Below are 21,952 nucleotides of genomic sequence, written 5' to 3'. Positions count from 1 at the left end.
CTTAACCGTCTTTTGTCGCTCAGCGTACAATGTTCAATTTGACGCAGCATGCTGTTTTACCGGGAGAACTGTCTCAGTCCTGCACCGGTTTCATCCAGGTGACCGCCCCGGGGTCACAGGACCGAAAACGCGCTGGAAACTGGCTTTCAGCGCCGCGTCGGCATCGTCCATGGACGCGGTGATCCCGAGGTCCAGCAGGCTGGTGACGCCATGCTCGGAAATGCCGCACGGCACGATCCCGCCGAAATGGTCCAGATCGGGTTCGACGTTCAGGCTGATGCCGTGGAAGGTGACCCAGCGACGCACCTTGACCCCGATGGCGGCGATCTTGTCCTCGCGCGACCAGCCCGCGCCCTTTCGCTCGACCCAGACCCCGACCCGGCCCTCGCGCACCCCGGCCTCGACCCCGAATTCGCCCAGGGCGCCGATGATCCAGTCCTCCAGCCCGCGCACCAGGGCCCGAACGTCGCGGCCGCGCCGGTTCAGGTCCAGCATCACATAGGCCACTCTCTGGCCGGGCCCATGGTAGGTGAACTGCCCGCCCCGCCCGGTGCGGTGCACAGGGAAGCGGCCCGCGTCCAGCAGGTCGTCGTCCTTCGACGAAACGCCCGCCGTATAGAGCGGCGGATGCTCCAGCAGCCAGATCAGCTCCGGCGCTTCTCCGGCCGCGATCGCCGCGACCCGGGCCTCCATCGCCGCCACCGCCGGCTCGTAGTCGACATGGCCGGACGCCACCGCCCATTCGACCGGTGGTCCATCGGGCCGGAAAACAACCGAATCGGTCGGGGAACGGGCGGGATTTAACGGGTCGGCAAGCATGACGGACTCAATGTGTGCGCCAACGCGTGCGCGCAAGACCTCCTCCTGCGCGTCCCGAGGATTAAAGAGTACCCCTTGAGCCAGATCGATTCCGTCGACGTCGAGATTTCCGTGGTGCTGGGCCGTTCGGTCCTGCCCATGTCGCAACTGCTCAAGATGGGCCGCGGCGCGGTGATTCCGCTCGACGCGTCCGAGCATGACGAGGTCTGGATCCTGGCCAACAACCACCCGGTCGCGCGCGGCGAGATCGAGATCCGCGAGGACCGGATCGCCATCACCGTGACCCGTCCCGCCGACGTCTATGATTTCATGGCGGGGGCCGCCTGAACCCGTGGCGCGACAGGCCGGTTAACCTTGCCGTTCGCCTCGCAGCGGTAGCGTCTTCTGCACTGCGGCAATTTATTCTAGAGACTGAAAACGAGTTTGGATCGCCAGTGGACCGGAGAGACCTCCGCCCGCGCGTATCCAGGGCCTGGGGAGCGCCGAAGTGAACTATCTGTGGCTGTTTGTCGGCGCGGTGATCCTGACCTACTGGATCACGCGGCTGATCATTCGCCTGACCGGCACGCGCCGGCAGCTCTGGGGTCTGGTCGGCGTCCACGCCGTGACCTTCCTGGTCCTCGCCGTGACCACGGGCATGATCCGGGCCGGGCTGAACGTCTTCGACCTCTGGTCCCCGTTCCTCTTCGGCGTCGCCTCGCTGCTGTGGCTGCGCTACGACGTGGTCCGTCGCAACACCAACTGAGCCGCATACGAAAACGGCGTCGGACCGGGTCCGACGCCGTCTGCTTTTGTGGCGACAGTCAGATCGCAGTGATCAGGGCAGCATGGCCCGGGCGATCTGGAAGACGGTCAGATCGGGACGGCTGATCGGCACGAAGCCGATGCCCTTGACCGTGAACCGCTCCATCGTGAACTGCACGCCCAGACCGCTGTAGGCGATCACCTTGGTGTCGCCGTAGTAGCGCTGCATGTCCGGCTTGCCGAACGCCGTCCAGATCGCGTCTTCGGTGTCGTTGATCCCGACGCTCTGGAAGTCCGGACAGGCGCCCCGGCTCGATCCCGTGGTGTAGCAGAGGATGGCGTCAGACTGGTCGCGGCTGTCGTAGTTCAGCGTCAGGGTCGTCTCGCCGCGGTTATAGACCCACTGGCTGGCGCCCTCCTTGGCGGGCGATCCGAGGATATAGCGGGTGTCGGTCTTGGTCATGCCGCGCCACAGCACGTCCGTCATCATGGCCGAATGATAGATCCAGCCGGCCGACGCCACGACATAGAGAGCCGCCCCGGCGCCCATGACGATGGGCGCGAACTTGCTGATCGCAGGATGCTGAATGACGGAACTGGCCGTGGTCAGGCCGCGACCGCTGCGTTCGCCGCTCCGGCGCCGCCTGCGTTTGGCGTCACCGCCGCTCGGCTTCGTATCCATGACCTATCCCCACAGCCCCGGCGCCGCGGCGCCCCGTTTTCGCTTATGATATGAACGTTTCAGAACCCGCAAGGGCCTGCCCGCCTCAGGGGAGCCAGTCTTGCGACAAACTTCCTGAGAAAGGATGTGCAAACTGGCGCTTCCCTTTCTTGTCGGCTTCCGTTATCAGCCCCGCTCCGATGCGAGCGGTCGTGGCGGAATTGGTAGACGCGCAGCGTTGAGGTCGCTGTGGGGCAACCCGTGGAAGTTCGAGTCTTCTCGACCGCACCATCGATCACACGCCGGGCGAAACCCTACCAGTTTCGCTGTCAGGGCGCGTGACACACAAAAACGGGATTGGTTTCGAGCCGATTCCGTACAAGGGATAGATATCGGCGCAACCGGCTGATTCACATCGAGAGGGAGGCCCCCGCGTGAGCGACAAAACCGCCACTCTCGATCCCGAGTTCATCACCGAAGATCATGAAGCGCTGGACGAGGACTACGTCCTGACCCCGGCCTTCGTCGAAAAGGTCGCCGACGCCGCCGACGAGGGCGACGGCATGCGGCTGCGCTCCCTGCTCGAGGACCTGCACCCGGCCGACGTCGCCGACCTGATGGGCTATCTGAATCCCGAGCTGCGCGCGGTCATCATGCTGTGGCTGCCGCCCGAGCTGCTGGCCGACACCCTGCCCGAGCTCGACGACGGCATCCGCGAGGAGGTGCTGGAGCGCGTCCCCCACCTGACCCTGGCCGAGGCCCTGCAGGAACTGGATTCCGATGACGCCGCCGCCGTTGTCGAGGATCTGGAGGACGACCAGCGCGAGAAGGTCCTGTCGGCCATGCCGGCCGGCGACCGCGCCGCCATCGAAAGCTCCCTGGGTTACGAGGAAGACTCCGCCGGCCGCCTGATGCAGCGCGAGGTCATGGCCGCGCCCGCCTTCTGGAACGTGGGCGACACCATCGACCACATCCGCCGCCAGAGCGACGACCTGCCCGAGCTCTTCTTCGACATCTATGTCGTCGATCCGATGAACAAGCCGGTCGGCGGCCTGCCGATCAGCCAGCTGCTGCGCGCGCCGCGCACCGCGAAACTCACCGACCTGATGGAGCCGATCAACGAGATCGCCGTCGATCAGGATCAGGAAGAGGTCGCCTACATCTTCGAGAAATACCACCTGATCTCGGCCCCGGTCATCGACGCGGCCGGCCGGCTGGTGGGCCAGATCACCGTCGATGACATCGTCAACATCATTCAGGAAGAGAACCGCGAGGACATCCTGCGTCTGGCCGGTGTGTCCGACGAGGACCGTGGCTCCTCGGTGCTGGAGATCGTGCGCGGCCGCGTGCCGTGGCTGGCCATCAACCTGGCCACGGCGGCGCTCGGCGCCAGCGTCATCGGCCTGTTCGAGGCCACCATCCAGCAGATCGTCGCCCTGGCGGTCCTGATGCCCATCGTCTCGGCCATCGGCGGCAACGCCGGCACCCAGGCCCTGACCGTCACCGTCCGCGCCCTGGCCACGCGCGAGCTGAACTCGGCCAACGCCACGCGCACCTTCTGGCGCGAACTGGTCGTGGGCCTGGCCAACGGCCTGGTCCTGGCGCCCCTGATCGGCGTGGTCGCCGGCTTCTGGTTCCGTGACGAGGACTGGCGCATCGGCCTGGTCATCGGCGCGGCCATGGTGCTCAACCTGCTGGTCGCGGCCTCGGTCGGGGTCCTGACCCCCGTGACCCTGTCCAAGCTGAAGTTCGACCCGGCCGTCTCCTCGGCCGTCTTCGTCACCGCCACGACCGACTTCTTCGGCTTCCTGATCTTCCTCGGACTGGCGACCATCGTTCTCCTGTAGAAACGACCCACCGGACATCACGGTTAACAGACCGCCCGGGGGTGGAATCCGGTTTCGAACGGCGCCGCAGTGCGGCAATGTTGCGGCGCGGTGCTTGCTCCCTCTCCGACAGGGCGAGCCCGCCTGTCTCGATTTGGGTCATTCCGTGTCCGAAGCCGTCATCCAGCGCCTGAAGATCTCCCGGGAGGGGGTCATTCTGATCAAGAGCTTCGAGGGCTTCCGCCCTCGAGCAATCCGCCGCGAGGACGGCCAGTGGGTGATCGGCTATGGCCACACCCTGTCGGCCCGTGAAGGCGCCACGGTAAGCGAGACCGACGCCGAACTGCTGCTGCAGTACGACCTGATCCCCGTCGCCAAGGCCGTCAACGAGGGCGTTTCCGCCGCCCTGAACCAGCACCAGTTCGACGCCCTGGCCAGCTTCGCCTTCTCGGTCGGCGTCGACCGCTTCCAGTCCTCCGACGTCCTGTCGCGCCTGAACGCCGGCTTCGCAGGCGAGGCTGCCGACGCCATGATCGGCTGGCCCGAACCGGTCCTCGCCGAGACCGCCCTGCGCCGCCGCGCCGCCGAACGGGCCCTGTTCGTCGCCAATCCGGGCGCTCCGGTCGCCCTGGCCGACCTGCTGGCCGCCCCGCTGCCGCCGCCCTACCGCGGGCCGGTCGAGCCGCCCGTCCCGACGCCCGTCGCCCCGGTCGAAGCCGAGGTCCCGGCCGAATACCTCGCCCCCGATCTGGCCCAGGAAGCGGTTCAGGAGCCCGAACAAGAAGCCGAGCAGAGCGCGCGTCACGCCGCCGTCGCCGCCCTGCTGGCCGATCCCGCCCCGGTCCTGCATCAGGCCGAGCCGGCTGAGCCGGCTGAGGCGGAAGCGGCCGAGGTCGAAGCGCCGTCGCTCGATACGCCCCCCGCCGAAACGGCGCCCGTCGCAGCCGTTGCGGCCGAACCCGAAGCGCCCGTGGAAGCCGTGGAAGCCGCACCCGCTCCATCCGAGGCCGTCGAAGTCGCCGCCGAAGAGCCCGCCCCGGCTCCCCGGCCCGCCCCGGCTCCCGGCGGCTTCGCCGCCAACCTGCCGATGCAGCGCTATTCGGCCTATGCCGGCTCGATCGTCGGCCCCCTGCCCGGATCGCTCCGTTCGCCGCTCGCGAACGCCTTCCTCCCCCCCGTGGCCGCAGCCGCTCCCGTGGCGGCTCCCGAGCCTGTCGCCGAGGCCGAGGTCAACCCGTTCGCGCTTCCGCAAGCGGAAGCCGCCCCGACTGAGGTCGCCCCCACCGAGGCCACGCCGACGGAGCCCGTTCCTGCGGAAGCCGCCATCGAGACCCCCGTGGCGACCGGGGTCGAGCCCGCCGCGGACGCCTCGCCCGCCGAGCCGGCGCCTGCGCCCACCGCCGCGCCCTGGTATGTCGGCGAGGCCCCGAAGGGCGACATCCCCCCGGTCGAGCCCTTCGCCCAGAACCCGTTTGCGACCTCTCCCTTCCCGGAGCCTGCCCCCGCGGAAACGGCCCCGATTGAAACAGCCCCGAGCGAGGCTGAGCCGAATCCGTTCGCGCTCGTCGCTCCCCCTGCCCCGGCTGACGTCGCGCCCCAACCCTCGCCTTTCGAGGCGGCTGCGCCTCAGCCCGCGCTTGAAGTCCCCGTCTTCGGGACGCCTCCGGCAGCACAGCCGACGCCCGATCCCTGGCCCGCCGCGATCAGCGCGACCAGCGAGCCCCGCACCGACGGCGAGCTTCTGGTGCTCAACGGATCGCCCGAGACCGAGGTCTTCGCCTCCCCGCGCCTGGTCTGGCCGCAGGGCGAACACTCGGGCGACGACGCCCCGGCCCTGTTCGAGGACGACGGCTCCCTTCGCCTGGCGCCCGGCAACATCCTGCGCCACGAAGTCGTTGAAGACACGCCTCCGGCCCAGATCCCCTGGGGCGAACTGGCCGCCTACGGCGTCATGGGCGGCTTCGGCCTGGTGTCGTTCGGCATGTCCATGGCCGCCTTCCGCCGCGCCGCGGACGACAGCGCCGGCGGCGACGGCACGATCCTGATCGCCGTGGTCCTGGCTGTCGTCGGCGCCGCCTGCGTCGGCGTCTCGGCCTACAACCTGTACCGCCGCTGGGGCCGCACGGAAGAGGAATAGACCGCGACATCCCTTCGGGAACGCGGCCTGCTCCCCATCGTTGAACCTCCTCGAAAGAGGAGTTTCCCATGCCCGCCAAATCCGCCGCCCAGCAGAAGGCCGCCGGCGCAGCCCTGTCGGCCAAGCGTGGCGAGACGCCGAAATCGAAGCTCAAGGGCGCCTCAAAATCGATGGTCGAGTCCATGACCGAGAAGCAGCTCGAAGAGTTCGCCCACACCAAACGCAAGGGCAAGCCCGAGCACGTCGCGGCCAAATAGCGCTCCCACATTACGACCGGCGTTCGACAACCTGAAATCGCCGTAACACTCTGTGTCAGCGCTGGCGCCGGGCTCCGCCGCCGACTACATCACCCCGGGGCCGCATGGGGCCGCTGATCGGCCGACGATGTCTCTGGTTCACGCCTCTTCCGACAACCAACGCACCTTCTCCCAGGTGCTGGAAGCGCTGGGCGTGGCGGAGGGTCCGACCCTGACGCTGGGCGAGGTGGTCGAAGCCTTCGGCGACCGGGGCCTGGGCGCCCTGATCCTGGTCCTGTCGTTGATGGCCCTCTTCCCCTGGCCTCCGGGGGGCAAGGCCGTCTTCGCCATGCCCATCATCCTTCTGGCCGCCGAACTGACATTTCAACGCAACGAGGTCTGGCTGCCGCGCTGGGCCCTGCGCGTCTCGGTCAGTCGCGCCGCTTACCGCACCGCCGTCTCCAAGGTCATCGGCCCGATCCGCCGCGTCGAGAACCTGACGCGCCCGCGCCTGACCTTCCTGACCGGCGCCGTCAGCGAGATCCTGATGGGCCTGACCTGTGTGCTCCTAGCCGTGGTCATGGCCCTGCCGGTGCCGCTCGGCGACCTCCTGCCGGCGCTCGGCCTGATATTCTTCGCCCTGGGCGTGATGCAGAAGGATGGGGTCGCGGTCCTGCTCGGCATCCTCGGCACCCTGGCCACCGCCGCCTATCTGGCCCTGATCTGGCGCACCGCCGTCGAGGCCGCCAACCACGCCGCCAGCTGGCTGGCCCACATCGCGGGCTGGTTCGCTCACATCCCGGGCTGGTTCACGGGGCTGTTCGGGTAGACCGCCACGACTCCCCGCGCTCAAGCAGCGAGCGCCCGCGGCGCGAGCGATAGCGCCCAAAACAAAAAGGGCCGCCGGGTTGCCCCGACGGCCCTCATTGTCTGACCGCGTACGGCCTGACCTAAACCAGTCTGCTACTTGCGTTCAGCCGGCCCGAAGGCCGTCCGCGCGCGAAGGAGTTATCAGACCCGGACCTCGTGGGAGGACCAAGCTTCGGTCACCGTACGGGTTTGGGACAATGAGATCACTTGATCACCTCCTTTCGCTGCTAACAGGGAAGGTGAAGGTGGGACTCGATCAGGCGGTCGTCAAGCGGGCCGCCTTCGCATCGAAGACGTCAGGGTCGCGCAATGCTCGAAGAGGCCATCACACGGGTTGAAATCGATCAGGACGGCCGCCTGTGCGTCACGCCGGAGTCCACAAGGTTCGAGCACATCTATCGAGCGGCGGCCGAAGTCGGCTGGGATGCGAAACTCGAATGCCTGCACAGCCCCACGCCCCGCCAGGCCACATATCCCAAATGGTTTCGGCAGATCGTCTCGGCGGTCCTCGGGGAGTATGGCGTGCAGCTCAAACCCACGGCCCGGACCGTATGGGTCAATGTCCCCGACGCGATACGCGACGAGATCGCCGGATAGCCCTCGCCCTCCTGATGGGGTTTGGCCCGATGTCCGGCGCCGGACCCTGGCGCGATAACCTCCGGGTTCGAGGCAATCCCGAGGCTCCCGATGCGGGTCGCGCATCACCACGCCCACGTGAACGAAGGCGGCGGCTACGCCCTCGCCCTGGTGATCATCGCCCTGGCCGGCGTCGTCGTGGAGATGGCGACCGGCCCCCTGTTCTTCTGGCTGCTGCCACGCCAATGGCTGGGCATCCACGTCGTCCTGGCCGGCCTGTGGCTGATCGTCTGGGCCATCTCGACGAAGGCCCGGCCGGTGCCCGGCTGGATCTCGCTGATCACCCTCGCGGTCACCGCCCTGCCCGTCTTCGGCTGGCTGGTCGTCGTCGGGGTCTGATCAGCCAGCCTCGCGCTCAAGTAGCGAGCGCCCGCGGCGCGAGCGGTAGCGCGGCGGCGAAGCCGCTCCCCTTACAAAAAAGGAAGCGCCGGAGAGGTTTCCCCCTCCGGCGCTTGATCCCTGAACGCATCCTTAGTTGCGGAACAGCGACGTCAGGATTTGCGGCGCCTGGTTGGCGATGGACAGAGCCTGGGCTCCCAGCTGCTGCTTCGTCTGCAGGGCTTGAAGCGTGGCGCTTTCCTTCGCCAGATCGGCGTCGACCAGGTTACCCACACCCGCTTCCAGCGCGTCCGACAGCTTGCCGACGAACGTCGCATGGGTGGAAACGGCCTTCGACGCCGTACCCAGACGCGCCAGGGCGCCCGAGACCTTGTCGATGGAGGCGGTGACCAGAGCCAGGGCCGAGGTGGCCTGGGTCGCGGTACCGATGGTGGTCGTCGCGGTGACGGTGACGTTCGTGGACCCCAGCGCCAGGACTTCCGGCTTGACGGTCAGGGTCGCGGTGCCATTCGCATTGGCCAGGGCCTGGAAACCCGTCGCGCCGGTCTTGATCAGGTTGATCCCGTTGAAGTCGGCGTTGTTGGTGACCGTGGTGATCTGGTCGCGGATGGCCTTGAAGTCTTCGTTCAGCGCGCTTCTGGACGCCGTCGACAGCGACTTGTCAGTCGCCGCCAGTGCCTTCTCCTTCAGTTGGAGCAAGAGGTCAGAGACCGACTCGCCCGCAGCCAGCGAAACGTCGACAGCGGACGCGCCGCGGTCGAGCGAGGATTTCACCGCTCCCAGAGCCGAGATATCGGCACGCTGTCCCTGGGCGATAGCCCAGATGGCGCCGTTATCCTTCACGCTGGCGACCTTCTTGCCCGTGTTGATGCGGGATTGCGTGGTCGCCAGTTGGGCGTTGGTCGCGTTCAGGTTCTGAAGCGCAATGAGCGCGCCAGGGTTCGTATTGACCGAGTTGGCCATGGGGGTGTCCTTCCATTCTGGTCGGGGAGAAAACGGCCTTCTGGCCGTCGAGCCGGTTCTTGGCTCGGAAGGGCACACGCAAGACAAAGGCCAGACCTTGCGGGTCTGGCCTTGTGTAAAATCAAGGGTTTGCTTCAGCTCTGTATGGTTAACCCGGCATGTTGCGCCGGGGACCGGTCAGGATTTGCCGGGCGGAAAACTCCGCCCCGGAAGGCTGGCTCAGGCGGCCTGCTGCATGCCTTGGTTCAGGCCCTGCATGATCGAACGGTTGATGTCGATCAGGACCTCGAAGTCGTCCTCGCCGCGCATCACGACGGACGAGTGCTTGCCCACGAAGATGCTGATCGAGATGATCTGGGCGCGCAGGGCCATGGGCATGGCGTTGCCGGGGTCGGCGCAGTCGGTGGCCAGGGTCGACCACAGCCGGCGGTTCCAGTCCAGGGCGTCGATGCGCGTGGCGACATCCGACGGGTCGGCGGCCGAAGCCTGCATCAGCGCCCGCGTCACCTGACCGAACAGGCGGTATTCCATTTCACGCGGGGATTCGGCCCGCGTGGCCGCCTGCTTGTACGCCTGAAGCATCACTCAGCCTTTGTTACCTGGTCTTCGTAGTCCACCAGTTTCCGGGCGGACATCAGGGCCTTGTAGTATTCGCGGGCCATCACGTGCTTGGAGGCGTCGACGCAGTCCTGCATCGCTTCCGGATTGCGCGTGGCGCCCATGAACTCGGTCACGCGCCGCACGAACTCGTCGTAGACCTTGGGGGCCGACGTCTCGTCCAGGTACATCATCATGACCGGGAAATAGATGCGTTTTGCGGGGGTGGTGACTTCCTCCAGCTGCATGATGTCCTTCTCACGCAGCACCGAGGCCTTGTTCTGGAGGATCAGCACGCCGCGACGGTCGCCGTTCTGCACGACGGCCCCGTTCAGGACGAACTTCTCACCCGGCTTCAGTGACAGTTTTAAAGGCATCCGGCAGGTCCCCAATCTCGCCCGCATGATCTCCGTAACGGATGAGGGCGAACACAGGTTAAACGGACGTAGTTAACTATCCCTTGTGAGCCTTGCGGCCAATCTACGTACCGAGGGCCGATTTCCGGTCCCGCAGCGCACGATTTTCCATGCCCGTACTCGCCGCCGATCCTTCTGCTCCCGAGGAAGAAGCCCACGCCCTGATGCCCGTCGCCCAGGGCGCGGCCGGCGACGCCGCCTCGCCCGAGGCGATCCGGCGCCTGTCGAAGGCGCTCGCCGGCGACCGCACATCGATCAAGGCCCAGAAGAAGGCGATCGAGACCCTCAAGGCCGCCCTCGCCGCCGTCCGTATGGGCGACTACGACGGCGGCGCCAACCGCGCCCTGCAGGTGCTCAAGACCGACGAACGCAACGCCCTCGCCTGGCACGTTTTGGCCATCTGTCGGGAAAAGGGCGGCCATCTGTCCCACGCCCTGACCGCCTATGAGGCGGCGCTGACGCTCAACCCCGAAAACCCCGACATCGCCCACGACCTGGGCCGCCTCGCCCAGCGCCTCGGCCATCTGGAGATCGCCGAGAAGCTGCTTCTGAAATTCCTCAACGCCAACCCCGGCCATATCGAGGGCACCAACAACCTGGCCTGCGTCTATCGCGACCAGAAGCGCTACGACGACGCTATCGACGTCCTGCGTGACCTGATCCAGATCGAGCCGACCGAGCCGACGCTGTGGAACACCCTCGGCACCGTGCTCAGCGACCAGGGCCAGATGAGCCAGTCGATGACCTTCTTCGACGAGGCCCTGCGCATCGACCCGGCCTTCGCCAAGGCCCGCTACAACCGCGCCAACGCCCGCCAGCCGCTCGGCGACCACGAAGGCGCGCTGGAAGACCTCGACGCCGCCATTCCCGGTGCGGAAGGCCCCTATGAGGCGGCCATGATGACCATGGCCAAGGCCCTGACCCTGATGGGCATGGGGCGGCTCAAGGAAGGCTTCGAGACCTATGAGATCCGCCTCGACCCCGATCTGACCGAGGCCATGCACGTTCTCGTCGACTGCCCGCGCTGGGATCCGAAGACCCAGGACATCACCGGCAAGCGTCTGCTGGTCGTCGGGGAACAGGGCATCGCCGACGAAATGGTCTTCGGCACGGTCCTGCCCGACATCGTCGAGGCCGTGGGCCCGACCGGCAAGGTCTTCATCGCCGTCGAGCCGCGCCTCGTCGATCTCTATCAGCGCACCTTCCCCACCGCCGTCGTCGGCGGCCACCGCGCCGTCCGCCTCGAAGGCCGCCTGACCCGCTTCGTCCCCTTCATGGAAGACATCGCCGAGCAGGAAGGCCCCGACGGCGGCAAGGCCGACTGCTGGGTCCCCATGGCCAGCCTCGCGGCCGTCTATCGCCAGGACATCTCCGACTTCCCCGATCGCGACGGCTACCTCGTGCCCGACGCGGCCAAGGTCGCCCACTGGAAGGCGGAGCTGGAGAAGCTCGGCCCCGGCCTCAAGGTCGGCCTGCACTGGAAGAGCTCGGTCCTGACAGGGGTCCGCGCCCGCTACTTCTCCAATTTCGAGCGTTGGGCGCCCGTCCTGACCGCCCCGGGCTGCGTCATGGTCAATCTCCAGTGCGGCGACGTCTCCGACGACCTGGCGGCGGCCGAGGCCGCGGGAGCGAAGATCTGGACCCCGCCGATCAACCTCAAGGACGACCTCGACGACCTGGCCGCCCTGTCCAACGCCCTCGACCTCGTCATCGGCCCGGGCATCGCCGGCACAAACATGGCCGCGGCCTCGGGCGCCCGGACCTGGCTGATCCACGCCCCGGACGACTGGCACCTGCTGGCGACCGACCGCTATCCCTTCTATCCGCGCGTCCGAACCTTCGCGACCGGCGGCTTCGACGGCTGGCCCCGCGCCATTGCCGAAGTCCGGGCGGCGCTGGATGAGGTCGTTAAGTCCGGCTTCTGACGGAACAGCCGCGCTAGGCCGAACGTTCTCCCCTGTGAACACACAGGGAGGCGAACCATGCCCGATCTCGATGACGGCCGCGACGAACAGGACCAGTCCGAAACCTTCGACGAGACCCATCTCGACGACGAGGGCGACGGCGAGTTCCTGCTCGATGAAGCCGACGACGTCCTGGACGTCACCCAGGCCGAGGGCGACGCCGACGAAGACGATTTCGACGAGGACGATCAGGACATCGACGACGAACTGGGCGCCTCGGGCATCGAGGCGGAGGCCGACGCCATCCTCGGCGCAGACCGCGAGCGCGTGAACCAGATCGACGCCGAAAGCGACGGCCTGCGCGGCGAGGACGAGGTCGAACTCGTCTATTCGGGCCTCATGGAGAACGAGCGCGGGGCCCAGGCCAGCGCCGCCCACTGGGAGGCCAAGACCCTCTCCGACGACGACATCGACGACCTCGGCTACGGCCCGGACGGCGCGCAACAACAGGAGCAAATCCGATGAGCGACATCGAAAAAGCCAAGCAGGACTGCGACACCCAGGTCCCCCACGCCCGTCGCGCCGCCCCGCAGAAGGGCAAGCCCGACCAGCTAAAGGACGCCCTTTCCCTCGCCGAAGACCGTCAGGAAGCCCTCGTAGACGAAGGCATCGAGGAAACCTTCCCCGCCAGCGACCCGGTCTCGGTCAAGCGGATTACCTGACGACAGGTGAGTATCCTCCCCATCGCCCTTGCGATGGGGAGGTGGCGCGGCGCTCCTTCAGCGCCGTGACGGAGGGGGCTCTTCAGCCCACATCCGAACAAATCCCACCGCCGTCAGAACCCCCTCCGTCTCTCCGCTACGCTCCGAGCCACCTCCCCACGCTGCGCGTAGTGAGGAAACGCCGACCTCGCATCCTCCCCGTCACAATCCCTCGCCTTTCCAACCCCTTCCCAATCCCCGCCCCCATTCGGCCCAGCATCGTCAAACCCCGGCCTACACTCCCCGTCTCCGGGTCTTTGACATCGCCATTCCAAACGCTCGGCAGCCACACCCCGTTTGCGCGCGAGTGCAATCGATGCACCCGGTGCATCCAAATTAAAGCCCAGCCCTTTCAACCATCTCCACCCCGAAACTCCCACCCCGCCTGCGAATTGCACTCGGAGTGCAAAACTTTTTTCCGCGTGCCACGCTCCCGCTCGCTCGAACCTTATCGTTGTTAACCCCCTGCTTCGGCGCTAGGCGTCATCGGGACTGACCGGAGCCAGCGCATGACCCAGCCGACCGACCGGTTCGAGGGCACCTCGAACTATATCGCCACCGACGACCTCAAGGTCGCGGTCAACGCCTCGGTCGCCCTGCAGCGCCCCCTGCTGATCAAGGGCGAGCCCGGCACCGGCAAGACGGTCCTGGCCTATGAGATGGCGCGGGCGCTCAACGCCCCCCTGATCACCTGGCACGTCAAGTCGACCACCAAGGCCCACAACGGCCTCTATGAATACGACGCCGTCAGCCGCCTCAGGGATTCCCAGCTCGGCGAGGAGCGGGTCCACGACGTCCGCAACTATCTGAAGAAGGGCAAGCTGTGGGAGGCCTTCACCTCCCCCGTCCGCCCCGTCCTGCTGATCGACGAGATCGACAAGGCCGATATCGAGTTCCCCAACGACCTGCTCCAGGAACTCGACCGCATGGAGTTCTACGTCCAGGAGACTGACGAGACGATCCGCGCCGAGGTTCGCCCAGTCGTGGTCATCACCTCGAACAACGAGAAGGAGCTGCCCGACGCCTTCCTGCGCCGCTGCTTCTTCCACTACATCCGCTTCCCCGACGATCAGACCATGCGGTCGATCATCGAGGTCCACTTCCCGGGCATCAAGCAACGCCTGGTCTCCGAGGCCCTCAAGACCTTCTATGAGATCCGCGACACGCCGGGCCTGAAGAAGAAGCCCTCGACCTCCGAACTCCTCGACTGGCTCAAGCTGTTGATGGTCGAGGATATCGACCCCGAGACCCTGCGCGAGAAGACGCCCAACAAGTTGATCCCGCCGCTGCACGGGGCCCTGTTGAAGAACGAGCAGGATGTTCACCTGTTCGAACGGCTGGCGTTCCTCAACCGCCGCGAAGGCGCTCGTCCGGGCTCTTGAGAACCTTTCGCATTTCATGCCTGACACGCGAACGGACAGGTTTGGCCATTCCGATTACCGCGATTTCACTGGAATGCGCCGGCGTTCCGCGCAGGATAGACGTGTGAAGAGGACCCTTTCGATGCGCCTGCCCACACTCGTCGCCCGCGCCGCCCTGCTGGCCCCAACCCTGGCCCTGAGCCTGGCCCTGACCGCCTGTGGCGACAACGACGGCGTCCGCATCTCGACCACCCGCTCCAGCTCGGACGCCAAGGGCGTGCTCAAGGTCGTGGACGCCCTGCAGTGCCCGGACAGCCTGGGCTCCCTGACCCGCAAGGGCTCGGCGCGCGCTGACGGCGCGGTCTGCACCTACACCGGCCCGCGCGGGGCCGAGGTCGAGCTCCACCTCGTCACCCTCGGCGACGACGGCGCCGATCCCATCCTCAAACGCTTCGAGGCCGGCCTGCTGGCGGTCATGCCCCAGACCGCGGCCGACATCAGCCGGTCCGCCGCCGACGCCGCACGGGCCGACGCCGATGCAGCCCGTGCGGACGCCGAGTCCGCACGCGCCGAGGCCGAATCCGCCCGGGCTGAAGCCGAGGCCGACGCTCGCGCCAACGGCGCCGACAGCGCCCACATCACCGCCCCCGGCATGAAGGTCGACGCCGAGGGCGACCGCGCCTCGGTCCATATGCCCGGCATCCATGTCGAGGCCGACGGCGACAAGGCCGACGTCCGCATCGGCGGCATCGTCATCCACGCCAACGACGGCGACGCCTCGGTCAACGGCCATGTGACGACCGGCGAGGGCGAGCAGGCGGTCAGCTTCAAGGCGCGCGACGACTCCGCCGAGATCCGCACCCGCGCGCCCGGCGAGGCCATCCGCCAGACCTATCTCCTGACCGACAGCCGCGCCTCTCCGAACGGCTGGCGCACGGTCGGCTATGAGGCGCGCGGCCCCCGCACCGGCCCGATCGTCGTGGCCACCGTCCGTTCGCGTGAGCGTAACGCCGATGGCGTCTTCGACGACGCCAAGGAGCTGGTGACCCTCAACGTCGGCGAATAGAGGCCCAAAGCGCCTCGCCGGACTTGATCGCGCCGCCGCAATGGGTCACCTGACCTGCCGACAGCAGGATCAACGACTTGGCCGACCCGACCTCGAAGAACGCACCCCGAGCCTGGCAGCGCATGCTGTCCGGTCGCCGCCTCGACCTGCTCGATCCCTCGCCGTTCGACATCGAGATCGAGGACATCGCCCACGGCCTGGCCCGCGTCGCCCGCTGGAATGGTCAGACCATCGGCGAGCACGCCTTCTCGGTCGCCCAGCACTCCTGCGTGGTCGAGGAGATCGCGGTCCATATGAAGCCGGATCTCGACCCCAAATGGCGTCTGGCCGCCCTGCTGCATGACGCCTCCGAGTACGTCATCGGCGACATGATCTCCCCCTTCAAGGCGGCGCTCGGGGTCAGCTACAAGGCCTTCGAGGCCCGGCTGGAGGACGCCATCCACGTCCGCTTCGGCCTGCCGCCCAAGTCGCCCGTGGCCATCAAGACCCTGATCAAGAAGGCCGATCGGGCCTGCGCCTTCTTCGAGGCGACCCAGCTGGCCGGCTTCGGCCGAGCCGAGTCGCTCAAGATCTTCGGCGCCCCGCCGGCGGGCTACGACCTGACCATCGATCCCCTGCCCGCACCGATCGCCCAGGCCCGCTATCTCGAGCGCTTCCGCGTCCTCGGCGAGGCCGTCGGCATCATGCCCGCCCCCGACGCCTGGCATACGGAGTAGCCATGGCCTTCGGGGGGGAACACGGCGTCAGGATCAGCCTTTCGGCGGTCGTCATGGCCCTGCGCGATCCGCCGCGCGGCGGGCGGCTGTGCGTCCTGACCACCGGTGCGGGCGAGGCCACAGCCCTGCCGTCGGGCCCCTTCGATCCGGCCCATGACCGCACCTTCGAGCTGTCCCTGCGCGCCTTCGTCACCGCCCAGACCGGTTTCCGCCCCGGCTTTGTCGAGCAGCTCTACACCTTCGGCGACGCGGGCCGCGAAAGCCCCCGCGCCGCCCCCGGCCCCGACCGGGCCCGCGAGATCTCGGTCGGCTATCTGGCCCTGACACGCGAGGCCGCCGGCGCCGACGCCGCCGAGGCTCACTGGACCCCCGTGCTCGACGCCTTCCCCTGGGAGGACCGCCGCGATCCGAAGGACCCCGCCCGCGCCCTGATCGCCGGCTCCTTACGCGACTGGGCCGGCGCCGACGCCCGCCGCCTCGCCCGCGCCGAAGGCCTGTTCGCCCTGACCCCCGGCGCCCGCTGGAACGAGGAACGGGTGCTGGAGCGCTATGAGCTGCTCTACGAGGCCGGACTGGTCCCCGAGGCCGCCCGGGACGCGGGTCGCACGGCCTCGGCCGCCGCCCTCCCCGGCCTGGCCATGGCCTCCGACCACCGCCGCATCCTCGCCACGGGCCTCGGCCGCCTGCGCTCCAAGCTCAAGTACCGCCCTGTCCTGTTCGAACTGGCGCCTGAGACCTTCACCCTGTCCGGCCTCCAGTCCGCCGCCGAGGCCGTCGCCGGCCTGCCCCTGCACAAGCAGAACTTCCGCCGAGGGGTCGAGCGCACGGGCCTGGTCGAGGCCACCGGCCGCCTCAGCGCCGCCACCGGCGGCCGCCCCGCCGAGCTCTTCCGCTTCACCGGCGCCGACCGCGAAGGCGGCCCCAACGACGGCCACGCCCCCGGCCTCGCCCTCCCCGCCCAGCGCTAGTTCCGGCGGGTTCGGGCCCCTGCGAGAAAATCGTCAGTACCCGCTTGCGGCGCACGCCCTGTCCGACTAGAGAAGCCCCTCGCTTCGACCAAGCGTACTTACGGCCCCGCGGAGAGGTGGCAGAGTGGTCGAATGTACCGCACTCGAAATGCGGCGTGCCTGGAAGGGTACCGTGGGTTCGAATCCCACCCTCTCCGCCATTCCTTCAGTCGCCAGACGCCGGTCCGCCGGCGGGCGCTGAGGAGCTCAACCTTTTACCGGCACACAGACCGCGCATGGATGAAGCTGGGCGCTATCCTTCGAGGATCAGCTTTGCGAACGCCTCGTCGTTGCGGAAGACGATCAGATCGTCGTCCTCGCCCTCTCCCAGCAGCATGTTCTTGAGGAGGCTGCGCGTGGCGGGGTCCGCGGTCAGGGCCTCCTGCACGTTCTGATAGGCGCGATCGCGGATCGCCGGACGGTCGGGCTCGCCCTCGATGGTCGAGGGGAACGCATAGCACTGGCCCAGGGCGGCCGCCGTATAGACCGCGAGGCGGCCCCGCCGCTTTGGCGTGTTGAGCACGACGGCCTGGCCCGCCAGACTCTCGCCGATCCGGAGCGATTCATTGAAGCCCAGAGGCGGGGCGTCGTAGAGCGAGACGAACATCCTGGTCAGCCAGAAATCCGCGTCCGCTTCCGACAGGACCGCGTCGGCCGCAGGCAGGGCCTTGGTCGGAAGCATGTCCTTGGCCTCGCCCGGCCGGTTCGTGCGCGCCAGCAGCCGCGAGGCGATCCGACCGATTTCCTCATCGCCCGTCTGCTCATAGATCTTCTTCAACGTCGTGGCCCCTTCGGCCGTCAGCCCCATGACGACCTGGGCGAAGCCGCGCTGACGCAGGGCGTCCACGTCCCCCTCGTTGAGCGACTGGCTGCCGAGGGCGCGGCGGGCGATCTCGCGGGCCGCGGGCGACACCTCCGCCTTCTCCCCTTCCAGGGCGATCTTGATGACCGCCTGTTTCAGCAGGTCGAGGTCGCCCAGACCCAGTTTGGGATCCTTCATCACATGCTCGGTCCGGGCGAACAGGATCGCCAGGAAGGTGCGGGTCTGCAGGTAGAGCGCCAGGAAGCCGGTCGTGAACCCGAGGATGACCAGCAAGGGAACCAGGCCGCCGATACCGTTGAAGTTCGTGAAGCCGGGCAGCCGGACGATCTGGGACTCGAAGGCCGAGCCGTACGCGACCAGGCTTGGCCAGACCAGGTTGATCTGAACCAGGGTGGCGCCCACCACGATCTTGGTCAGCCAGTCGGATATCTGCTCCAGATTTGTGTTCGACCGCGCATATTGCGCCTCCTGGCTCGACACCCCGTCAGAGACGGCGGAGGTCTCGTTCGAAAGCATTCGCGGAATGCCGAACAGAAAGCCCGCCACGCCGCCGACCGCAGCGGCCGTCAGGGTCACCAGCCCGCACAGGCCGACAAAGGCGGGGCCGAGCATCCAGCCGCCGATGGGCGCGCCGATCGCCGAGAGCAACACACCGCTGAGCAGCGCGACCACGACCAGCCACATCACCGTGTAGCCGAGGTCGTTCAGCACGTTCTTTTCGGCGGATCCGCGACTGGACGAGGGATCGCCGCTGAACAGCGACTGGAACCAGCGATAGAGATTTGGCTTGGAGCGCATCTCGCATTTCCTTTGAACCGGCGCTGACGCCGTGGTGATCAACCGCCGCGGTAGGTCAGACGAAAGGCGATCGTGACGTCGTCCTTGTCGGCGCGTCCGGCCAGGGCGTCGGACCCGTCGCTGTAGGTGACGCCCACGGAGGGCGACCAACCCGTCGGCGCGCCGTCCGCCGAGAACGATCTCGTCCCGAACTCGTAGTCCGCCGACGCGGTGAACAGGGTCGTGTCGGCGTCGAAGGTCGAGGCGCGGGCGTCCGCCACATGTAAGGCGTGGACGTGCTGGACCGAGGCGCGGAACACCAGCCGGTGCTCCAGGATCGGCGGCGCCAGGGCGAGCGAGGCGGACAGCTTGACGCCCGCCACCCCGCCTTCGGCGCGGGCGCCCGCGGCGTCGATCACGGCGTCAGTCACCTGGTCGTAAAAGATGAGGGCGCGCGGGGCGAAGGATCGGGCCCAGACATCGCTGGTGCGAGGCCGGCCGTCGACCATTCTGGTTTCATAGGTCTGCTCCCAGGCCGCCAGGTGCGGCTGGACGTCGACGGTCAGGCGGAGCGAGCGCTCGTGCTGGGTCGAGCAGGCGGGCAGGCCGGGGTCAGCCACACAGGCGGCCGCCGTCGGGTTGGCGAAGATGGCCTTGCTGTTGAAGCCAAGCGACACGTCCGTGAACACATTCAGGGCGTTCGGGTCAGGCAGCCCACCGGAGGTCCGGATTTGATCGGGTTCGAAATGCCAGCCGATCTGAAGGGCGTAGGTTTCCTGTTCCTTCGACGCGCGGTCGCTGACCTGGGCCACGCCGCGAACGAACCAGGTGTTCGCAGTCTGCCCCGGCATCCGGCCCGAGACCTTGAGCGCGGCGTTGAGCTGGGTGCGATCCTCGCCGTCGTCCGAGCTGTCGACGTAGGTAAGGGACGCCGGCTGGGTCCAGGCCTGGGAGCTTGGCGCCTCTTCGCCGGTCAGGACGATGGTCGGGGTGGCAGATTGTTGGGCCAGGGCGGCCACGGGCGCGCTGACGAGCACAAAGGTCGCCGCGGCGAGATTGATGGAGCGCATGGTCATCGGCTCAGCATTCCGCGAGAACGGCGGCGAAGGTCGCGGTCACCTTCAACTGCCCCGAGAGCAGGCGTGGACGGTTCTGGGGATCCCGGAACGTTTGATTGATCCACGGGCGAATGTAGCGATCCAGGTTGGTCGAACCGACGCCCAGATCTTTCATCGTATCCGTGTCCGCCGGCGGCTGCGCGACCAGGTTTCGGCGCGTGAAAAGATCGAGCGCGGCGATCAGTCGAGCGCGCTTTTCGTTGCCGGCTGCAAGAACGGCCAGGGTGGACATGTCGGAAACCTTTCAGGCTTGGGGTTGATGCGCCGGGCTCGGAGCGCGGTGGCTATCCGTGGGTGAACAGGACGAAGCTGCTGAAGCGGGCGTCGGCCCACCATGCGGCGGTGGCGACGGCGCGTTCAAAATTCACGCTGCCGGCCTGGGAGAGCACCGGCAGGGTGACGCGGACGCTGGCATCCCGAACGGCTTTCAGTTGAGCGGTTTCCGGCGCGACGATGACGATGTGCCCGGAACGGCTCAGGTCCTTCCGACGGGCGCAGATCGTCGCGATGCCGCCGCTATTGGCGCAGTCCTGCAGCTCGGTCAGCGAGAAGGTTCGCCGCCAGCCGAACCGGGGACCGTAGTCGATGAGCCAGTTGTGGATCGCGTTCGCGTTCATCTCGCGAATGGTGACGTCGTACTGCGCCGGAACCTGCTGGCCGGCCTCCAGCGCCCCGATCGCCTTGTCCGTCCACCAGACACGCGGAAGATAGACATCCGCAGCATAGGCCACGTCGTAGGCGTAGATGTTGCAGAAGGTGCTGCCGCCGCCCGGCCGATACCGCCGGCTCTGTGAGACGGCCAGCCAGTCAATCACCTTGTTCAGCCCCGCACTCGACGGCGGAACATTATTGGGCATGCCGGGTTCGCCGATCGGGCTGGCGGAAGCGGCTCCGGCGCGGGTCGAGGCGGGGTTGTGCTCGCGCCAGTGGACCGGGGCCAGCTGCGACGCCGTCGCGAACCTGACCTCTGCAGCGGGGGCCAGATAGTCTGCCGAAACCCAGCCATCGAAGTCGACGCCGTCCAGCGCGCCGATGACGCGTCGCCAGCCGCCATTGCTTTCCAGCACCTCGACTTCGCATCCCTCGGGCAGGACGCCGCGCTCATTGCCGCGCGCCTTGCGCGGTTCCTTGCGCAGGAAGAGCCCGCGCGCCGTCACCTTGTAACGCATCTCTGGATTCCTTTTGAATGAGGCGAACCGGGCGCGGCGGGGGCGCCGCGCCCGACGACCGTCAGGCGGTTGCGCCGCGCAGTCCGCGCAGCAGGCCCTCGACCGTGGTCTTCTCCTGCTCGATCAGCTGACGGACAGCCGCATCGAAATTGGCCGTCGCCGCATCCTTCTTTGCAAGAAGGTCGGCCAGCCGTTGGCGCATCTCGTCGGCTTCGGCGCCGGCATTGACGTCCTGCAGCTTGCTCAGCGCCTGCTGGATCAGCGAAATGCCCGGCTCGAACATGGCGGCGGTCTCGTCGCGCTTCATCTGAATCTGGGTGCGCAGGCAGGTGAACAATGTGTTGGAGGCTGCGATCAGCTTCTCACCGCCTTTGTTGATAATCCCGGCGCGGGTCGTCTCGATATCGTTGCGCATCTCCGCGGCCTTCGCCTCAGCCTCCTGCTTGAGTTGGTGCGCCTCCGCCCGGATGCTCTTCACCGTGATCTGCGGGAGATCGAACTTCAGTTCCTGTGTGCGCATGGTGAACTCGGGCACATCGAGCTTGAAGGAGGTGGTGTCCATCCGAACCTCCGGAATACCCATGATGATCTCATGCTCCTGCATGAAGGTCTCGGGCACGGCGGTGATGATGTCCTTCCACTTGACAGTCCAGCCGTGGACGACCGGGTAGCGGCCGACGACCCGGTCGACCATTCGAACCGACGGCGTGTGGAACACGATCCGCTTGTCCTTCATGGTCACCTGAGGCAGGTCGAGCGACCATTCCTGGGTCGTCATCGTGACCTCGGGCAGGTCGAGCGCGACGCTGACGGTTTCCCATGTGACCTCGATGTCGAGATCGACGGCCGCCAAGAGGTCGCCGTCGGGCGCGTCGTCGCTGATCCTGTCGAACTCGGGTTCGTAACGATCACTGATCGCCCGGATCGCGGTGGAGAGCTCGCCGCCCACCGCATCCACGACGTCATGCAGCGATTGCTTCGCCGCGTCGCACATTCCAGCCATCTC

Annotated in this window: 24 protein-coding genes, 2 tRNA genes and 1 pseudogene; 17 read left to right on the top strand and 10 right to left on the bottom strand. The window is 67.3% G+C overall.

Going from position 1 to position 21,952, the window contains the following annotated elements:
- Positions 1 to 90 precede the first annotated feature (90 nt).
- Positions 91 to 819: a lipoyl(octanoyl) transferase LipB gene (gene lipB, locus AC1ROD_RS06270; protein ID WP_492947386.1), complete on the bottom strand. Its 729-nt coding sequence runs from the start codon at positions 817 to 819 to the stop codon at positions 91 to 93.
- A gap of 75 nt (positions 820 to 894) precedes the next feature.
- On the opposite strand from lipB, the gene AC1ROD_RS06265 reads away from it, so the two are divergent.
- Together AC1ROD_RS06265 and AC1ROD_RS06260 are read left to right on the top strand one after the other, a co-directional pair.
- Complete coding sequence (locus AC1ROD_RS06265; RefSeq protein WP_492032028.1) at positions 895 to 1,146, top strand: FliM/FliN family flagellar motor switch protein; 252 nt, start codon at positions 895 to 897, stop codon at positions 1,144 to 1,146.
- Positions 1,147 to 1,306: 160 nt separating this feature from the next.
- Positions 1,307 to 1,564 (top strand): hypothetical protein, encoded by a 258-nt coding sequence (locus tag AC1ROD_RS06260; RefSeq protein ID WP_492947385.1) that lies wholly within the window; start codon positions 1,307 to 1,309, stop codon positions 1,562 to 1,564.
- Positions 1,565 to 1,636: 72 nt separating this feature from the next.
- On the opposite strand, the gene AC1ROD_RS06255 is transcribed toward AC1ROD_RS06260, so the two are convergent.
- Positions 1,637 to 2,245 (bottom strand): hypothetical protein, encoded by a 609-nt coding sequence (locus tag AC1ROD_RS06255; protein ID WP_492947384.1) that lies wholly within the window; start codon positions 2,243 to 2,245, stop codon positions 1,637 to 1,639.
- Positions 2,246 to 2,430: 185 nt separating this feature from the next.
- Between AC1ROD_RS06255 and AC1ROD_RS06250 the strand changes: the two genes are divergently transcribed.
- The 7 genes from AC1ROD_RS06250 (at position 2,431) to AC1ROD_RS06220 (ending at position 8,268) form a co-directional block, all read left to right on the top strand.
- Positions 2,431 to 2,515: transfer RNA gene (locus tag AC1ROD_RS06250), tRNA-Leu, on the top strand.
- A gap of 143 nt (positions 2,516 to 2,658) precedes the next feature.
- Positions 2,659 to 4,071: a magnesium transporter gene (gene mgtE / locus AC1ROD_RS06245; RefSeq protein ID WP_492947383.1), complete on the top strand. Its 1,413-nt coding sequence runs from the start codon at positions 2,659 to 2,661 to the stop codon at positions 4,069 to 4,071.
- Between the two features lie 145 nt (positions 4,072 to 4,216).
- Positions 4,217 to 6,187 carry a lysozyme gene (locus AC1ROD_RS06240; RefSeq protein WP_492947382.1) on the top strand — a complete coding sequence of 657 codons (1,971 nt, stop codon included), beginning with the start codon at positions 4,217 to 4,219 and terminating at the stop codon, positions 6,185 to 6,187.
- Between the two features lie 68 nt (positions 6,188 to 6,255).
- Positions 6,256 to 6,444: a DUF3008 family protein gene (locus AC1ROD_RS06235; protein ID WP_492947381.1), complete on the top strand. Its 189-nt coding sequence runs from the start codon at positions 6,256 to 6,258 to the stop codon at positions 6,442 to 6,444.
- Between the two features lie 127 nt (positions 6,445 to 6,571).
- Positions 6,572 to 7,252, top strand: a complete 681-nt coding sequence (locus tag AC1ROD_RS06230) for an exopolysaccharide biosynthesis protein (RefSeq protein ID WP_492947380.1) — start codon at positions 6,572 to 6,574, stop codon at positions 7,250 to 7,252.
- A 350-nt stretch (positions 7,253 to 7,602) separates the two neighbouring features.
- Entirely contained in the window at positions 7,603 to 7,890 is a 288-nt protein-coding gene (locus AC1ROD_RS06225; protein ID WP_492947379.1) for a hypothetical protein, read from the top strand.
- A 90-nt stretch (positions 7,891 to 7,980) separates the two neighbouring features.
- Entirely contained in the window at positions 7,981 to 8,268 is a 288-nt protein-coding gene (locus AC1ROD_RS06220) for a hypothetical protein (RefSeq protein WP_492947378.1), read from the top strand.
- 132 nt (positions 8,269 to 8,400) lie between these two features.
- Here AC1ROD_RS06220 and AC1ROD_RS06215 read toward each other — a convergent pair whose 3' ends face one another.
- From AC1ROD_RS06215 to flbT, 3 genes and pseudogenes are all read right to left on the bottom strand, one after another.
- Positions 8,401 to 9,231: a flagellin gene (locus AC1ROD_RS06215; protein ID WP_492947377.1), complete on the bottom strand. Its 831-nt coding sequence runs from the start codon at positions 9,229 to 9,231 to the stop codon at positions 8,401 to 8,403.
- 219 nt (positions 9,232 to 9,450) lie between these two features.
- Complete coding sequence (gene flaF, locus AC1ROD_RS06210) at positions 9,451 to 9,816, bottom strand: flagellar biosynthesis regulator FlaF (RefSeq protein WP_492947376.1); 366 nt, start codon at positions 9,814 to 9,816, stop codon at positions 9,451 to 9,453.
- A pseudogene (gene flbT / locus AC1ROD_RS06205) lies at positions 9,764 to 10,205 on the bottom strand (flagellar biosynthesis repressor FlbT). Before flbT ends, flaF begins: the two are co-directional and overlap by 53 nt.
- Positions 10,206 to 10,354: 149 nt before the next feature.
- Between flbT and AC1ROD_RS06200 the strand changes: the two are divergent.
- From AC1ROD_RS06200 to AC1ROD_RS06165, 8 genes are all read left to right on the top strand, one after another.
- Positions 10,355 to 12,169 (top strand): tetratricopeptide repeat protein, encoded by a 1,815-nt coding sequence (locus AC1ROD_RS06200; protein WP_492947375.1) that lies wholly within the window; start codon positions 10,355 to 10,357, stop codon positions 12,167 to 12,169.
- 57 nt (positions 12,170 to 12,226) lie between these two features.
- The gene (locus tag AC1ROD_RS06195; protein ID WP_492947374.1) at positions 12,227 to 12,673 is read left to right on the top strand and encodes a hypothetical protein; all 447 of its coding nucleotides are present in this window, start codon (positions 12,227 to 12,229) and stop codon (positions 12,671 to 12,673) included.
- Positions 12,670 to 12,870, top strand: a complete 201-nt coding sequence (locus AC1ROD_RS06190) for a hypothetical protein (RefSeq protein ID WP_492947373.1) — start codon at positions 12,670 to 12,672, stop codon at positions 12,868 to 12,870. Before AC1ROD_RS06195 ends, AC1ROD_RS06190 begins: the two co-directional genes overlap by 4 nt.
- 548 nt (positions 12,871 to 13,418) lie before the next feature.
- Positions 13,419 to 14,291, top strand: a complete 873-nt coding sequence (locus AC1ROD_RS06185) for an AAA family ATPase (RefSeq protein WP_492032015.1) — start codon at positions 13,419 to 13,421, stop codon at positions 14,289 to 14,291.
- A 121-nt stretch (positions 14,292 to 14,412) separates the two neighbouring features.
- Complete coding sequence (locus AC1ROD_RS06180) at positions 14,413 to 15,336, top strand: methyltransferase type 11 (RefSeq protein ID WP_492947372.1); 924 nt, start codon at positions 14,413 to 14,415, stop codon at positions 15,334 to 15,336.
- A 122-nt stretch (positions 15,337 to 15,458) separates the two neighbouring features.
- Positions 15,459 to 16,052, top strand: coding sequence for a YfbR-like 5'-deoxynucleotidase (locus AC1ROD_RS06175; RefSeq protein WP_492034981.1), 594 nt, complete (start codon positions 15,459 to 15,461; stop codon positions 16,050 to 16,052).
- A 2-nt stretch (positions 16,053 to 16,054) separates the two neighbouring features.
- Entirely contained in the window at positions 16,055 to 17,020 is a 966-nt protein-coding gene (locus AC1ROD_RS06170) for an NUDIX hydrolase (protein WP_492947371.1), read from the top strand.
- A 110-nt stretch (positions 17,021 to 17,130) separates the two neighbouring features.
- Positions 17,131 to 17,220 (top strand) — tRNA-Ser (locus tag AC1ROD_RS06165).
- A 92-nt stretch (positions 17,221 to 17,312) separates the two neighbouring features.
- Here AC1ROD_RS06165 and AC1ROD_RS06160 read toward each other — a convergent pair.
- The 5 genes from AC1ROD_RS06160 to AC1ROD_RS06140 all read right to left on the bottom strand — a co-directional run bounded on the left by AC1ROD_RS06160 (position 17,313) and on the right by AC1ROD_RS06140 (position 21,940).
- Positions 17,313 to 18,680 carry a hypothetical protein gene (locus tag AC1ROD_RS06160; RefSeq protein WP_492947370.1) on the bottom strand — a complete coding sequence of 456 codons (1,368 nt, stop codon included), beginning with the start codon at positions 18,678 to 18,680 and terminating at the stop codon, positions 17,313 to 17,315.
- A gap of 38 nt (positions 18,681 to 18,718) precedes the next feature.
- Positions 18,719 to 19,735 (bottom strand): hypothetical protein, encoded by a 1,017-nt coding sequence (locus tag AC1ROD_RS06155; RefSeq protein ID WP_492947369.1) that lies wholly within the window; start codon positions 19,733 to 19,735, stop codon positions 18,719 to 18,721.
- A gap of 4 nt (positions 19,736 to 19,739) precedes the next feature.
- Positions 19,740 to 20,009, bottom strand: a complete 270-nt coding sequence (locus AC1ROD_RS06150) for a hypothetical protein (protein ID WP_492947368.1) — start codon at positions 20,007 to 20,009, stop codon at positions 19,740 to 19,742.
- A gap of 52 nt (positions 20,010 to 20,061) precedes the next feature.
- Entirely contained in the window at positions 20,062 to 20,946 is an 885-nt protein-coding gene (locus AC1ROD_RS06145; protein WP_492947367.1) for an SH3 domain-containing protein, read from the bottom strand.
- A 61-nt stretch (positions 20,947 to 21,007) separates the two neighbouring features.
- Entirely contained in the window at positions 21,008 to 21,940 is a 933-nt protein-coding gene (locus tag AC1ROD_RS06140; protein WP_492947366.1) for a hypothetical protein, read from the bottom strand.
- Positions 21,941 to 21,952: the final 12 nt, after the last annotated feature.

It is taken from the genome of Brevundimonas sp. GW821-FHT12E07 (assembly GCF_058807035.1).
This window is presented reverse-complemented; position numbering and strand designations above follow the sequence as displayed.